General features: G+C 72.1%; 12 protein-coding genes. 1 reads left to right on the top strand and 11 read right to left on the bottom strand.

Going from position 1 to position 13,526, the window contains the following annotated elements; genetic code table 11:
* Nucleotides 1–103: 103 nt before the first annotated feature.
* From ACIP5K_RS14610 to ACIP5K_RS14560, 11 genes are all read right to left on the bottom strand, one after another.
* On the bottom strand, nt 104–1,162 hold the full coding sequence (locus tag ACIP5K_RS14610) for a polyprenyl synthetase family protein (protein ID WP_401410201.1): 1,059 nt from the start codon (nt 1,160–1,162) through the stop codon (nt 104–106).
* Nucleotides 1,163–1,251: 89 nt separating this feature from the next.
* Nucleotides 1,252–2,682: a hydroxysqualene dehydroxylase HpnE gene (hpnE, locus tag ACIP5K_RS14605; protein WP_401409300.1), complete on the bottom strand. Its 1,431-nt coding sequence runs from the start codon at nt 2,680–2,682 to the stop codon at nt 1,252–1,254.
* A 175-nt stretch (nt 2,683–2,857) separates the two neighbouring features.
* Nucleotides 2,858–3,820 carry a presqualene diphosphate synthase HpnD gene (hpnD, locus tag ACIP5K_RS14600; protein ID WP_401409297.1) on the bottom strand — a complete coding sequence of 321 codons (963 nt, stop codon included), beginning with the start codon at nt 3,818–3,820 and terminating at the stop codon, nt 2,858–2,860.
* Complete coding sequence (gene hpnC, locus ACIP5K_RS14595; protein WP_401409295.1) at nt 3,817–4,701, bottom strand: squalene synthase HpnC; 885 nt, start codon at nt 4,699–4,701, stop codon at nt 3,817–3,819. The genes hpnD and hpnC overlap by 4 nt, the downstream gene beginning before the upstream one ends.
* A 456-nt stretch (nt 4,702–5,157) precedes the next feature.
* Nucleotides 5,158–5,943, bottom strand: coding sequence for an ABC transporter ATP-binding protein (locus ACIP5K_RS14590; protein ID WP_401409292.1), 786 nt, complete (start codon nt 5,941–5,943; stop codon nt 5,158–5,160).
* A complete protein-coding gene (locus ACIP5K_RS14585; protein WP_401409289.1) occupies nt 5,936–6,865 on the bottom strand; it encodes an ABC transporter permease in 930 nt (309 codons plus the stop codon). Before ACIP5K_RS14585 ends, ACIP5K_RS14590 begins: the two co-directional genes overlap by 8 nt.
* Nucleotides 6,866–6,960: 95 nt before the next feature.
* Nucleotides 6,961–7,806, bottom strand: a complete 846-nt coding sequence (locus tag ACIP5K_RS14580) for a glycosyltransferase family 2 protein (RefSeq protein WP_401410199.1) — start codon at nt 7,804–7,806, stop codon at nt 6,961–6,963.
* Between the two features lie 44 nt (nt 7,807–7,850).
* Entirely contained in the window at nt 7,851–8,630 is a 780-nt protein-coding gene (locus tag ACIP5K_RS14575; protein WP_401409286.1) for a CDP-alcohol phosphatidyltransferase family protein, read from the bottom strand.
* Nucleotides 8,608–9,675 carry an iron-containing alcohol dehydrogenase family protein gene (locus ACIP5K_RS14570; protein ID WP_401409283.1) on the bottom strand — a complete coding sequence of 356 codons (1,068 nt, stop codon included), beginning with the start codon at nt 9,673–9,675 and terminating at the stop codon, nt 8,608–8,610. Before ACIP5K_RS14570 ends, ACIP5K_RS14575 begins: the two co-directional genes overlap by 23 nt.
* A complete protein-coding gene (locus ACIP5K_RS14565; RefSeq protein ID WP_361553677.1) occupies nt 9,663–10,415 on the bottom strand; it encodes a phosphocholine cytidylyltransferase family protein in 753 nt (250 codons plus the stop codon). The genes ACIP5K_RS14570 and ACIP5K_RS14565 overlap by 13 nt, the downstream gene beginning before the upstream one ends.
* Nucleotides 10,412–12,178, bottom strand: a complete 1,767-nt coding sequence (locus ACIP5K_RS14560) for a DUF5941 domain-containing protein (RefSeq protein ID WP_401410197.1) — start codon at nt 12,176–12,178, stop codon at nt 10,412–10,414. The genes ACIP5K_RS14565 and ACIP5K_RS14560 overlap by 4 nt, the downstream gene beginning before the upstream one ends.
* Nucleotides 12,179–12,454: 276 nt before the next feature.
* Between ACIP5K_RS14560 and galE the strand changes: the two genes are divergently transcribed.
* Nucleotides 12,455–13,447 (top strand): UDP-glucose 4-epimerase GalE, encoded by a 993-nt coding sequence (galE, locus tag ACIP5K_RS14555; RefSeq protein WP_401409279.1) that lies wholly within the window; start codon nt 12,455–12,457, stop codon nt 13,445–13,447.
* Nucleotides 13,448–13,526: the final 79 nt, after the last annotated feature.

Genomic DNA, 13,526 nt, shown 5'->3' with positions numbered 1-13,526 from the left:
GGCTATCCCTTCGTGCAGTGGTTCATCTCTGCTGGGTAACCGTCGGCCGATGCCCTGGCGGGACACCGGCCGGCGACTGCGAGTCATATGCGGCCGATAGTGATCATCTCTTTCGTACGACGACGAAGTCGGCGAGCGCGGCGAACTGGGCGCGCACCGTGGCGGGCATCTGGACGGTGTCCAGGGCTTCGAGGGCGATCTTGTGCTGGCGCCGGGCCTCTTCGGCGGTCCACTCGCGTCCGCCGGCCTCGTCGATGAGGGCGGCGCGGGCGGCGAACTCCGCCTCGGAGAAGTTGTCGAAGTCGTTGTTCTTGGCGTCGGCGGCCAGGAGTTCACCCAGCTGCTCGGAGGCCGGGCCGCCCGCGGCGAGCGCGGCGACGACCGGCAGCGACTTCTTGCGCTGGCGCAGGTCGCTCCAGGTCTGCTTGCCCGTGGCGTCCGGGTCGCCCCAGATGCCGAGGAGGTCGTCGACGGCCTGGAAGGCCAGGCCCAGGTGGTAACCGTACTTCTCCAGGGCGTCGGCGGTGACGTCGTCGGCGCCGCCGAGGACCGCGCCGATGGAGGAGGCGCAGGCGAGCAGGGCGCCCGTCTTGTTGCCCTCCATCTCCAGGCACTCCTCGACGCTGACGCGCTCGCGGTGCTCGTAGGAGATGTCCTGCGCCTGGCCGTCGATCAGGGCGCGGGTGGCGGTGGTGAGGCGGCGGGTGGCGCGGCCGGCGTCCACGGAGGCGATCTCCAGGAGCAGCTCGTTGGCGAGGGCGAACAGCGCGTCGCCGACGAGGATCGCCTGGGCGGGGCCGTGCACCTTCCACACGGTGTCGCGGTGCCGGCGCTGCTCGTCGCCGTCCATCAGGTCGTCGTGCAGCAGCGAGAAGTTGTGGACCAGCTCGACCGCGACGGCGCCGGGGACGCCCACCTCGGGGGCGGCGCCGGCGGCCTGCGCGGAGAGCACGGCGAGCGCGGGGCGCACCGCCTTGCCGCCGTCGCCGTCGGCCGGGTTGCCCGCGGCGTCGATCCACCCGAAGTGGTAGGCGGCGACGGTGTCCATGGGCGGCGCGAGCCGCTCCACGGCCTCTTTCAGCACGGGCGTGGTCAGGGTTCGGCCGCGCTCGAGAAGCGCGGTCACGTCCACCGCGTCGGCAGCCTCTTCGGCCGAGGGCACAGGTGGCACAGTCTCTCCTTGATGTGGCGTTCCGGCCGTCGTCGACGGTCCGGCCGTCTGGGGCGTTTCTACCGAGGGGAGGTCGAGGCTCACGCCGCCTCCCGGAACAGATGGCCGCGGGGGCGGCCCTGTGCGGCGAGGGCCGCGTCCGCGGCGCCGACCCCGCTGCGCACCGCGCTCTCCATCGTCGCGGGCCAGCCGGTGGCGGTCCACGCGCCGGCCAGGTAGAGGCCGGGGGCGCGGGTGCGCGCCGACGGCCGCAGGGCGCCGGTGCCCGGGGCGGGCGCGAAGGTGGCGGTGCGTTCCCGGGTCACGAAGAAGTCGTGGACGCGGGCGCCGCGTGCCGCCGGGAGCAGCCGCTCCAGCTCGGGCAGGTAGCGCTCGCGCAGGGCGGCGACGGGCTCGTCGATGTCGTCCTGGGCGGCCGACTGGGAGACGGCGAGGTACTGCCCCCCGGCCAGGGCGGGGACCTCGGTGAGCCCGGACGCCTCGGTGCGGTCGAACACCCATTGCACCGGGGAGCCCAGCGCGGTGAAGAAGGGACGTTTGAGCACGGGGCGGTCGTAGACCACGTGCAGGTTCAGGATCGGTGCGGTGCCGAGGTCGAGCAGCCGCTCGGGGGCGTCGAGGGCGCCGTCCGGCAGCAGGTCGTGGGTCTCGCGCTGGGGCACGGCGAGGACGACGGTGTCGGCGGTGAGGAGCCGGCCGGACCCGTCGGGCCCCTCGGGAACCTCCACTGTCCAACGCCCGTTGTCGGTACGGGAGATGGAGGTGACTCGTGTCCGGAGCCCGATGGTCACGCCCGCGGCGTCGAGCGCCTTGCGGGCGAGCGTGTCGTGCAGGTCGCCGAGGGGCACCCGGGCCCAGCCGATGTCGGCGGCGCCGGGGTCGGACAGCAGGCCGGTCTTGAACACCATGGCGGCCAGCGCGAGCGAGCACTCGCCCGCCACGGCGTTCAGGGTGGCGACGCCGACCAGGTCCCACAGCGCGTCGACGGCCCGCCGCGACTGGCCGTGCTCGGCCAGCCAGGATCCGAAGTCCCGCTCGTCGAGCGCCGGATCGGCGAGGTCCAGGCCCTTGAGGGCGAGGGCGGCCCGGGCGACGTTGGCGCGTTCGGCCAGGGACAGGTGCGGGTACGTGGCCAGGCTCCGGGCCAGGTGCAGGGGCACGGGCAGCGCGCTGCGCCGCAGCCGTCCGAGCCGGTTGCGGTCCGCGTCGAGCACGGGCACGTCGAGACGGTCCTGGACCGGTGCGAGGTCGGTGGCGTCGATGCGGTCGAGGAACCAGCGGTAGGCGGTGCAGCAGCGCAGGTACACGTGCTGGCCGTTGTCGACGGTCAGGTCGCCGCGCCGGAAGGAGAAGGCGAGTCCGCCGAGCCGGGGGCGGCCCTCCAGGAGCGTGACGTCCATGCCGCCGTCGGCGAGGGCGAGCGCGGCGGTGATGCCCGCGAGCCCGCCGCCGACGACGACGGCGACGGGCTGTCGCGCCTCGTCGTCCGACGTCCGCGCGTGGCTGCTCATGCGCTCTCCCCCTCGGTGCGTCTGACGGTGCGTACGGCCGGCGTGTGGCCGGTTTCGACGGATGTGGCGACATCATGACCGGCCGTTGCCAGCAGGGACGCCGCGCCGCCCCGGAGGGTTGCCCGCCGTTTCGCGCTCTGTGCGCCGTCGAGACCGCCGCGCCCCGCGCCGCCCATCAGACGCGCCTCCTGAGCGCGGCGCGCGACGACGCGCGGGAGACGGTCCGCGCGTCGAGCCCGGACAGGCCGCGCACGGCGACGTACGCCTTCTCGTGCCCGGGCAGCGAGACGCGGCCGCGCAGCACGGCCTCCGGCTCGCGCTCGATGCGGTCGAGCAGGCGCCGGTAGATTCCGGCCATGGCGGCGACGCAGGCCCCGGAGCGCCGGTCGAGCAGCGGCAGCAGCCGGTAGCCCTCGGCGAAGAGGGCGCGGGCGCGCCGCACCTCGAAGTGGACCAGCCCCGCGAAGTCCGAGCCCGAGGGCGGCACCGCGGAGTCGAATCCGGCCGAGCAGCCGAATTTGGCGAGGTCCTCGGCGGGCAGGTAGGTGCGCCCGTCGGCGGCGTCCTCGCGGACGTCGCGCAGGATGTTGGTCAGCTGGAGCGCGAGCCCCAGGGTGTCGGCGTACTCGGACGCGCGCTCGGCGCCGCGGGCCCCCGGCTCGGTGCCGAAGACGCCGAGGGAGACCCGTCCGATGGCGCCGGCGACGCACCGGCAGTACACCTCCAGGTCGTCCCAGGTCTCGTACGTCTCGCCGCGCAGGTCCATCAGGACGCCGTCGATCAGCTCGTCGAGCCCGCCGAGCGGGATCGGGAACCGGTCGGCGGCGTGCGCCAGGGCGACGGCCACCGGGTCGGTGTCGTCCTCGGCGACCTCGCCGGCCCGGACCCGGGCGAGCAGTGCCCGGGTCTCGTCGAGCCGCTGCGCCTTGACGTCCGGCGGCAGCGTGCCGTCGCCGATGTCGTCGACGCGGCGCGAGAACGCGTACACCGCCGACATGGCCCGTCGCTTCGCGCTCGGCAGCAGCCGGATCCCATAGGCGAAATTGCGCGCCTGGTGTCCGGTGACGGTCTCGCAGTAGCTGTATGCGGCGAGCACCGGTGCCGACACGTGCTGTTCAGGTTCCACGGCCTTGCTCACCCCTCTCCTCGCAGCGTCGCTCCCACCTCGCGCAGCAGCCGGAGCTTGGTGGGCTTCGGTGGTCCAGGTAGGACGTCGTACTTCTCGGCGGTGATCGCGTGGACCGCCGCCTTCCCCCCTGCCACGAAACCGGCCAGCAGCAGCTTCAGCCTGCCGTGGACGCTACCCACCAGGGGGGTGCCTTCATTCAAGAGCCGCAGGGCGCGATCCGCTTCGTACGCGACCAGCGCGCGCACCGATGCGCCCGCGGTCGGTGCGGCGAGATCCGCTTCGGCGACGTGGAACTGTCTCATGTCCTCGGCAGGCAGGTAGATGCGGTCGCGGCCGAGATCCTCGGCCACGTCCTGGAGGTGTTCGACGATCTGCAGTCCGGTGCAGACCGCGTCCGAGCGGCGGATGCGCTCGGGGGTCGAGGTGCCGGTGATGGCGAGGACGAGGCGGCCCACGGGGTTGGCGGACAGCTCGCAGTAGGCGAGCAGGTCGTCGTAGGTCTCGTAGCCCGTGACGAGCTGGTCCTGGCGGTTCGCCCGGAGCAGCCCGAGGAACGGCTCGGGGGTCAGTGCGCGGCGGCGCACGGTGGGCTGGAGGGCGGCCAGCAGCGGGTGGCTCGGCGTGCCGTCGAAGACCTGGTGGAGGTCGGCCTCCAGGGCGTCCAGCATCACCAGCCGGTCGTCCGCCTGTTCGGGTGACACGCCGAGCCGGCGGGCGTCCGCGCCGCCGGGGGCGAGGTCGCCGTCGCCGATGTCGTCGACCAGGCGCGCGTAGCCGTAGACGGCCATCAGGTCGTCGCGCCAGGCGCGCGGGAGGAAGGCCGGGGCCACCGGGAAGTTCTCGTCGGCGGCCTTGTCGAGGGTGGCGTCCGCCGCGGAGTCCGGGCGCACACGGGAGGATGGGCTCACCGGGTGCGGTCCGCTTCCGGAACGACGGCGAAAGCCTCGTGGACCTGGAGAGTTTCCGTAGCCATTGCCGTCACATCTCCCGTTCTACACTGCGGACCCAATACATCCCATTTCGGACACGCCGCCCGGCCGTCCGCGCGGTTGAGCAGCCCCCCGATGAGCCGGGAGGCCGTGCATTATCGCCCCACTTGCCGCGATTCGGCACCGGTACAGCTTACGTTGTACAACGACGGCCGCCACGGCGGGGTGTTCTGCACATCACAACAACACACCGATTGGCGCCAAGATTCCCTGGCGGCAAGGAAGTTGACCTCTCCTTGACCATGATCGGGAATTACATGCAAATTACAGCCATCTCGGACGGGCGCGGTCGGCGACGCCGAAGGCCCCACCGTCAGGAGCCGGTGGGGCCTGGGTCGCCGGGGGCGGGTGCGCGGACTACTTGCCCGTGAACTTCTCGTACTCCTTGAGCACCTCGGCCGTCGGGCCGTCCATGCGCAGCTCCCCGCGCTCCAGCCACAGGACGCGGTCGCAGGTGTCGCGGATGGACTTGTTGTTGTGGCTGACCAGGAAGACCGTGCCGGCCTCCTTGCGCAGCTCGCGGATGCGGGCCTCGGAGCGCTTCTGGAACTTGCGGTCACCCGTGGCCAGGGCCTCGTCGATCATCAGGACGTCGTGGTCCTTGGCCGCGGCGATGGAGAACCGCAGCCGCGCCGCCATGCCGGACGAGTACGTCCGCATGGGCAGGGTGATGAAGTCGCCCTTCTCGTTGATGCCCGAGAAGTCGACGATGTCCTGGTAGCGCGACTTGATCTCCTCGCGCGACATGCCCATGGCGAGGCCGCCGAGGATGACGTTGCGCTCGCCCGTCAGGTCGTTCATCAGCGCCGCGTTCACGCCGAGCAGCGAGGGCTGGCCGTCGGTGTAGACCTTGCCCTTCTCGGCGGGGAGCAGGCCGGCGATGGCGCGCAGCAGCGTCGACTTGCCCGAGCCGTTCGAGCCGATCAGGCCGATCGCCTCGCCGCGGTAGGAGGTGAAGGAGACGCCGCGCACCGCGTGCACCTTGCGCACCCCGCGCTCCTCGCCGCGCTTGAGTATCCGGCTCAGCGCCGAGGTGGCACTGCCCTTGCCCGTCTTCGCGCCGTTGACGCGGTAGACGATGTGCAGTTCGTCGGCGATGACCGTGGGGATCGGGGCATCGGCGGTCCTGTCGAGATCAGCCACGGCCGTACCTCTCCTCTGACTTCCAGAAGTAGACGAAGCCACCGATGGCGACGAGCACGGCCCAGCCGAGGGCGACCGCCCAGACGTGCGGCGGCAGCCACTCGTGGGGGTAGCCGTCGACGAGCGCGTAGCGCATCAGGTCCATGTAGATCGCCGCGGGGTTCCACTGAAGGACGTCCGAGATCCACTGCGAGTGGTCCTTCAGCATGATCGGGATGGCGAACATGACGCCGGACGCGTACATCCACGTACGCATCACGAACGGCATGAGCTGGGCCAGGTCCGGGGTCTTGGCACCGGCCCTCGCCATGATCAGCGCCAGGCCGACGTTGAAGAGCAGCTGGAGCAGCAGCGCCGGGACGATCACCAGCCAGCGCAGGCTCGGATAGCTGCCGAACGCGCACGCCACGATGAACAGCACGATCATCGAGAAGAGCAGCTGCTGGAGCTGCTGGAGGGCGAAGGAGATGGGCAGCGAGGCGCGCGGGAAGTGCAGCGCGCGCACCAGGCCGAGGTTTCCGGAGATCGCCCGCACGCCCGCCATCACGGAGGACTGCGTGAAGGTGAAGACGAAGACACCCGTCACGAGGAACGGGATGTACGTCTCCTTGCCCATGCCCCGGTCGGCGCCGAGGATCAGGCCGAAGATCAGGTAGTAGACCGCCGCGTTCAGCAGCGGGGTCGCCACCTGCCAGACCTGGCCGAGCTTGGCCTGGCTGTACTGGGCGGTCAGCTTCGCCTGCGAGAAGGCGATGATGAAGTGGCGTCGGCCCCACAGCTGGCGTACGTACTCGCTCAGACCGGGGCGGGCACCGCTGACGGACAAGCCGTACTTGGCGGCGAGCTCGGCAGGGGAGAGCCCGTCGTCGGGTGACGGGGACGCGCTCACCGCGACACCGCCGTCATGCGTTGTCTCACTCACAGAAGGGAACTTTCGTCTACAAAAGCGCAGCCTGGTCGGGCATCGGCACAAGCAGAGGACATGTTTCGCCCCGCATGCTCTCAGAAAAGAGCTTGTCAGATCACGGGAGGTCGGCCCAGTCGGGTCAGCCGCCACACCGTGCGCCACCTCATGGGGCGCCGCGGACCGCAGGGACTGGTCCAGCCCTCCTTGAACCCGCCGAGCCAGGCCCTGAGGGCGGGGCCCGAGGGCCGGCGGGCCAGGGTGAGGAGCAGCCAGACGCCCAGGTAGACCGGGATCAGGGGCGCGGGCAGGTTGCGGCGGGCGAGCCAGACCCGGTTGCGGGCCACCATGCGGTGGTAGACCGCGTGCCGGGACGGGGCCGTCGTCGGGTGGTGCAGCACCATGTCGGCGCGGTAGTCGATCTGCCAGCCCGCGTCGAGGGCCCGCCAGGCGAGGTCGGTCTCCTCGTGGGCGTAGAAGAACTCGCCGGGCAGCGCGCCGACCTCGGCGATGACCCGGGTGCGGCAGGCGCTGGCGCCGCCGAGGAAGGTCGTCACGCGCGAGGAGCGCAGCGGGTCGGCGGCGCGCAGCCGCGGGACGTGCCGGCGCTGGGTCTCACCGGTGTCGGGGTCCGCGATGCGGAAGCTGACGATGCCGAGCCGGGCGTCCGCGGCGAACGCCTCGCGGCACTTCTGCGCGGTGTCGGTGAGCGGCAGCAGGCCGTCGTCGTCCAGGAACATCAGGATGTCGACGTCGCCGCCGGAGGGGCCGAACGCCTCGATGCCCACGTTGCGGCCCCCGGGGATGCCCAGGTTCTCGGGCAGCTCCACGGTCCGTACGCCCGCGGGGACCTCCGGCACCGGGGAGCCGTTGCCGACCACGACCACCTCGACCGGGTCGCCGTCCTGCTTGGCGACCGAGTCGAGGAGTGCGCGCAGCTCGGCCGGGCGGTTGCCCATGGTGATGATCACCGCGCCGACCGTCGGCCGCTGGACCCCCGTGCTCACTTCAGCCTGCTCGACGCGAGGATCGACACGAGGTGGAGCAGGGTCTGGAGGAGCGCGATGCCCGCCAGGACGGCCACCCCGAGGCGCGTGAAGAACAGGTCGCCGCGGACCTGGTCGACGATCGCGAGGACCAGGATGAGCAGCGACGCCTCGATGCCGAGGATGAGCCGGTGGAACTTGAGCGCGCCGGCGGCGCGGCGGGCCAGCGCCATGCCGGAGGAGCGCATCTCGGACGCGGACTCCTTGACCTGCTCCTTGCCGGTGGCCGCGCGGGCCAGGCCGACGAGGTCCGTCTCGGCCTTGATCATGATGGCGCCGAGCGCGGCGAGCGTGCCGAGGAAGGCCCACAGCCAGTCGATCCGGCCGGTGCCCCACAGGTCGGCGGCGCGCAGGCCGAAGCCGACGAGGACGGCCGCGTCGGTGAGGTACGCGCCGACGCGGTCCATCCAGACACCCGCCAGCGAGTACTGCTTGCGCCAGCGGGCGATCTCGCCGTCGACGCAGTCCAGCAGCAGGTACAGCTGGACCGCGATCACGCCGAGGACCGCGCCCCAGATGCCCGGGACGAGCAGCGCGGGGGCGGCCAGCACGCCGCAGACGGTCATCAGGTAGGTCAGCTGGTTGGGCGAGACCTTGGTGTTCACGAGGTGGCGGTCGACACGCAGCGAGACCTCGCGCATGTAGAGCCGGCCCATCCAGTGCTCACCGCTCCGGCGGTCCTTCACCCCGGCGGGGTGGACGACCGGGCGGAGCTCAGCTACCGATGGCTTTTGCATAGTCGGCGTAAGCGTCCCTGATCTGGTCGGTGGACAGGTCGAGATGTTCGAGGATCGTGTAGCGGCCCGGGCGGGTCTGCGGAGCGAACTCCACGACCTTGACGAACTCCTCCACGGTGAAGCCGATCTCCTCGGGCAGCACGGGCAGCCCGTGGCGGCGGAGCACCTCGGTCATGTACGCGGACTCCGCGTGGGCACCGCGCAGGTGCATGGCGAAGGCCGCGCCCAGACCGCACTGCTCGCCGTGGCTGGCGGCGCGCTTGGGGTAGAGGAGGTCGAAGGCGTGGTTGATCTCGTGGCAGGCGCCGGACGCCGGCCGCGAGTCGCCCGACACCGACATGGCGATACCGGTCATGACCAGGCCCTCGGCGAGCACCTGGAGGAACGCGTCGTCGCCGATGCCGCCGGGGTGGCGCATGACGGCCTCGCCGGCCTGGCGGGCCATGGCGGCGGCCAGGCCGTCGATGTCCTCGCCGCGCTCGCGGGCGGCCAGCTCCCAGTCCGCGACCGCGGAGATGTTGGACAGGGCGTCGCCGATGCCGGAGCGCACGAAGCGGACCGGGGCCTCACGGATGATGTCGAGGTCGATGACGACGGCGATCGGGTTCGGCACGCCGTAGCTGCCGCGGCCCGCGTCGTTGTCGAGGGTCGCGACCGGCGAGCAGAGGCCGTCGTGCGACAGGTTCGTCGCGACGGCGACCAGCGGCAGGCCCACCCGCGCCGCGGCGAACTTGCCGCAGTCGATGATCTTGCCGCCGCCGAGCCCGACGATGGCGTCGTAGCGGCCCGCCTTCTTGATCTCGTCGGCGAGCTTGACGGCGTCGTCGAGCGTGCCGCCGCCGACCTCGAACCAGTCGGCGCGGGGCAGCGAGGGCTCCAGGCGGGCGCGCAGCGCCGCGCCCGAGCCACCGCTGATCGCGATGGCCAGGCGTCCCGTGGACGACGAGATCCTCTGGTCGGCGAGGACCTTGGCCAGGTCGTCGAGCGCCCCCGGCCGGATGTCGACGACGACCGGCGAGGGGATCAGCCTCGTCAGTACTGGCACGCGATCTCCCGTGCCTTGGCGAGGTCGTCGTGGTTGTCGATCTCGACCCAGCTGACGTCGCCGATGGGCGCGACGTCGACCTTGAAGCCGCGGTTGACGAGCTCCTGGTAGCCGTCCTCGTAGTAGAGCTGCGGGTCGCGCTCGTACGTGGCCTTCAGGGCGTCGGCCAGCTCGTCGGCGGCCTCGCCCTCGATGAGGGTGACACCGATGTACTCGCCGGTGGCCTCGGACGGGTCCATTAGCTTCGTGATCTTCTGGACGCCCGCCTCGGGGTCGGCGACGACCTTCATCTCCTCGTCGCCGAGGTCCTTCACGGTGTCCAGGGCGAGGATGATCTTCTTGCCGTCGCCGCGGGCGGCGAGCAGCGTCTTCTCGACGGAGACCGGGTGCACGGTGTCGCCGTTGGCGAGGATCACGGTGTGCTTGATGGCGTCACGGCCGCACCACAGCGAGTAGGCGTTGTTCCACTTCTCGGCGACGTCGTTCTCGATCAGCGTCAGCTTCAGGCCGTACTTCGCTTCCAGGGCCGCCTTGCGCTCGTAGACGACTTCCTTGCGGTAGCCGACGATGATGCCGACCTCGGTGAGGCCGATCTCCGCGAAGTTCTTCAGGGTGAGGTCGAGGACGGAGAGCTCGTTCTCGGTTCCCTCGCCCACGACTGGCACGAGCGCCTTGGGGAGCGTCTCGGTGTAGGGGCGGAGCCGGCTGCCTGCGCCGGCGGCCAGGACGAGGCCGATCATGCGGGTTCTCCTTCATCGTGTACGGCGGGTGCTCCAGCAGAGACCCAGAAGCGGATGCTCTCGGCGAGCACCACGAGTGCCACGAGCACGGCGAGGGCCGTGAGCGCGACGGTGAAATCTGTGGGCGTGAGCAGGGCGGCCACCGCGGTGACCACCAGCGTGCGGCCCTCGTGTCCGCCGATCGCCCGCACCAGCCAGTGCGGGGGGGCTCCGGCGTCGCCACGGATGCGATACACCGTGTCGTAGTGATGGTAGGCGACCGCCGCCACCAGACCGAAAGCCGCGGGCAGGGCCCCGTTCACGTCCGCGCGGGCCGCGAGGACCAGGACGGTCAGGTACTCGCAGGCCCGGAACACCGGGGGTACGAGCCAGTCGAGCGCACCCTTGAGGGGGCGGGCGACGGCGAGCCCGGACGTGACGCAGTACACGGCGGCGGCCAGCACCGGCCAGCCGCTGCCGAACGGGGTGAAGGCGCTCGTGGCGACGACGGCCGCGCCGCCGAGCGCGGCGACGACGGGGGCCGCGGCGCCCTTGCCGACGCGGGCGACGGCCTGGGCGAGCGGCCCGGAGTCGGCCAGCTCGGCGAGGGCCTCGGCGGCGCGGTCGGTGCGCCGGGCGCGGCGGGTCAGGGAGCGCAGGACACGGCCCGCGGTGGTGTAGCAGGCGGCGAGCGCGCAGCCCACGAGCAGCACGTAGAAGGTGATGCGCGGGGTGGTGAGGGCGGTGAGGACCGCGATGAGCGCCCAGCGTTCGCCGATCGGCAGCACTATCATCCGGCGCAGCCAGACCGTCCAGCCGACGCTGTCGAGCTTGTCGGAGAGGGCGGCGGTGGGGCTGGTGTTGGCGCTGGCGTCGTGGTTCGCCTCGTTGAAGGAGAAGTCGACGACGTGCCGGCAGGTCTGGAGGACCATCGCGCCGAGCGCGAGCGCCCACACGTCGTCCCGGGCGGCGCCGCTCGCGTGCGCGGCGCCGAGTGCGAGGCCCGCGTAGTAGGCGTACTCCTTGGCGCGGTCGAAGGTCGCGTCCAGCCAGGCGCCGAGGGTCGAGTACTGCAACGAGTAGCGGGCGAGCTGCCCGTCGGTGCAGTCCAGGACGAAGGAGAAGAGCAGCAGCAGGCCCGCGGCGACGAAGCCGGGGCGGGTGCCGGTGGCCGCGCAGCCCGCCGCGACCAGCGCGGTGAGCAGCGACGCGGTGGTCACCTGGTTCGGGGTGAGGCCGCGGCGGGCGCACCAGCGCGCGATGTAGCGGGAGTAGGGGCTGACGCAGTGCGTGGTGAAGAACCCGTCGCGCGCCTTGACGGCGGTGCGCAGCCGGATCGCCTCGTCGTCGACGGCGGCCACGCGCTGGCGGGCCTCGTTGCGGGCCTGCGGATCGTGCGGCACGGCGGCGACGAGTTCGCCGAGGACGGGGCGGTGCACGGCGGTGCCGCCGGCCTCCAGGCTCTTGGCCACGGCGTCGGGGGCGATGCCGTTCTCGGTGACGGCCCGGTCCAGCGCCTGCCGGGCGCGGGGCTGTGCGGTGACCGCGCCGGGCACGGCGGAGGCGGCGAAGCGGGGGTCGGTGAGGCCGAGGCGCAGGGCGTGGGCATGGCCCACGAAGCCCGCGTCGACGACCGCGACGCGCTGGTCGCCGGGGACCGCCGCGAGCGCCGCCCGGGCGTCCGTGGCGTCCGGGGCGAGCCGCACGTCGAAGCCGAGTGCCCGCAGATCGCCCTCCAGGGACGACCCGGGGACCGGCTGACCGGTGACGATGGCGGTCGACAGACGAACTCACTCCTTGGGTGCCGACGCGAGCGCGCCGGGCTCATGCACGAAGGGGGGCGCCCCGCACCCTTGCACCCCTGTTCGCGGGGCTGGGCCGGGCGGCATGTCGGCAGAGGCTATCGGATGATCTGAAGCAGGCGTTCACCGCCTGTTTACGGTCCGATCAGCCCCTGTCCCACGCGGTCCGCGTTGCCGAGACCGCCCGGTCATCATTGTCGATCAAGGGGCCGGGCCACAAACCCGGGCCGGGGCGTGACCGGCTTAGGGTGGTGCGTCATGACATGGCTGATCACCGGCGGAGCCGGATACATCGGGGCACACGTCGCGCGGGCGATGGCCGCGGCGGGCGAGCCCGTCGTCGTGCTCGACAACGTGACGTCGGGGGTGCCCGACCGGTTGCCGCCGGAAATCCCGCTGGTGCGCGGTGCGGCGGCGGACCCGGAGCTGGTGGCCCGGGTGTGCGCCGAGCACGGGGTGGCCGGGGTCGTGCACCTGGCCGCGCAGAAGCAGGTCGGCGAGTCGGTCGAGCGGCCGGAGCTGTACTACCGGGAGAACGTCGGCGGGCTCGCCACGCTCCTGGAGACGGTCGCCGCGGCGGGCGTGCGCCGGTTCGTGTTCTCCTCGTCGGCGGCGGTCTACGGCAATCCCGACGTGCCCGTCTCGGAGCTGATCACCGAGTCGACGCCGTGTGCGCCGGTGAACCCGTACGGCGAGACGAAGCTCGCGGGCGAGTGGCTGGTGCGGGCGGCCGGGCACGCGCACGGGATGGCGACGACCTGCCTGCGCTACTTCAACGTCGCGGGGGCCGCCGAGCCCGCGCTCGCCGACACCGGTGTGTTCAACGTGATCCCGATGGTCTTCGACCGGCTGACGCGGGGCGAGGCGCCGCGGATCTTCGGTGACGACTATCCGACGCCGGACGGCACCTGCGTGCGCGACTACATCCATGTCGCCGACCTCGCGCAGGCGCATCTGGCGGCGGTGCGGCGGCTGTCCCGGGCGGACGTCAGCGGCGATCTGACCCTGAACATCGGCACCGGCCAGGGCGTTTCCGTACGCGAACTGGTGGATCTGATCGCGGACGTGACGGGCGACCGCAGGCCCGCGCTGGTCGAGCCGCGCCGGCCCGGCGACGCGGCGCGCGCGGTGGGGTCGTCGGCGCTGGCGGAGAAGGAGCTGGGCTGGTCCGCCGCGCACAGCGTGCGCGAGATGGTCGCGTCGGCCTGGGAGGGCTGGCGGCTGCGGCACCCCGGGGCGCACACCGGCTGAGGCCGCCCGCGCCGCGGGACCCCCGGGGCATCGCGTCCGCGCAGGTCACGGCGGTGGAAACGGTGTTCGTCGCCGTGTT

It is taken from the genome of Streptomyces sp. NPDC088785, assembly GCF_044750685.1.
Lineage (GTDB): Bacteria > Actinomycetota > Actinomycetes > Streptomycetales > Streptomycetaceae > Streptomyces.
The sequence above is the reverse complement of the archived record's forward strand: the minus strand, read 5'-3'. Positions and strand labels throughout refer to the sequence as shown.

Bases quoted from the DNA above. Each gene is read 5' to 3' on its own strand.
- hpnE (WP_401409300.1), bottom strand. From the start codon at position 2,682: ATGAGCAGCCACGCGCGGACGTCGGACGACGAGGCGCGACAGCCCGTC.
- ACIP5K_RS14580 (WP_401410199.1), bottom strand. From the start codon at position 7,806: ATGGGCAACCGCCCGGCCGAGCTGCGCGCACTCCTCGACTCGGTCGCC.
- ACIP5K_RS14575 (WP_401409286.1), bottom strand. From the start codon at position 8,630: ATGCAAAAGCCATCGGTAGCTGAGCTCCGCCCGGTCGTCCACCCCGCC.
- ACIP5K_RS14565 (WP_361553677.1), bottom strand. From the start codon at position 10,415: ATGATCGGCCTCGTCCTGGCCGCCGGCGCAGGCAGCCGGCTCCGCCCC.
- galE (WP_401409279.1), top strand. From the start codon at position 12,455: ATGACATGGCTGATCACCGGCGGAGCCGGATACATCGGGGCACACGTC.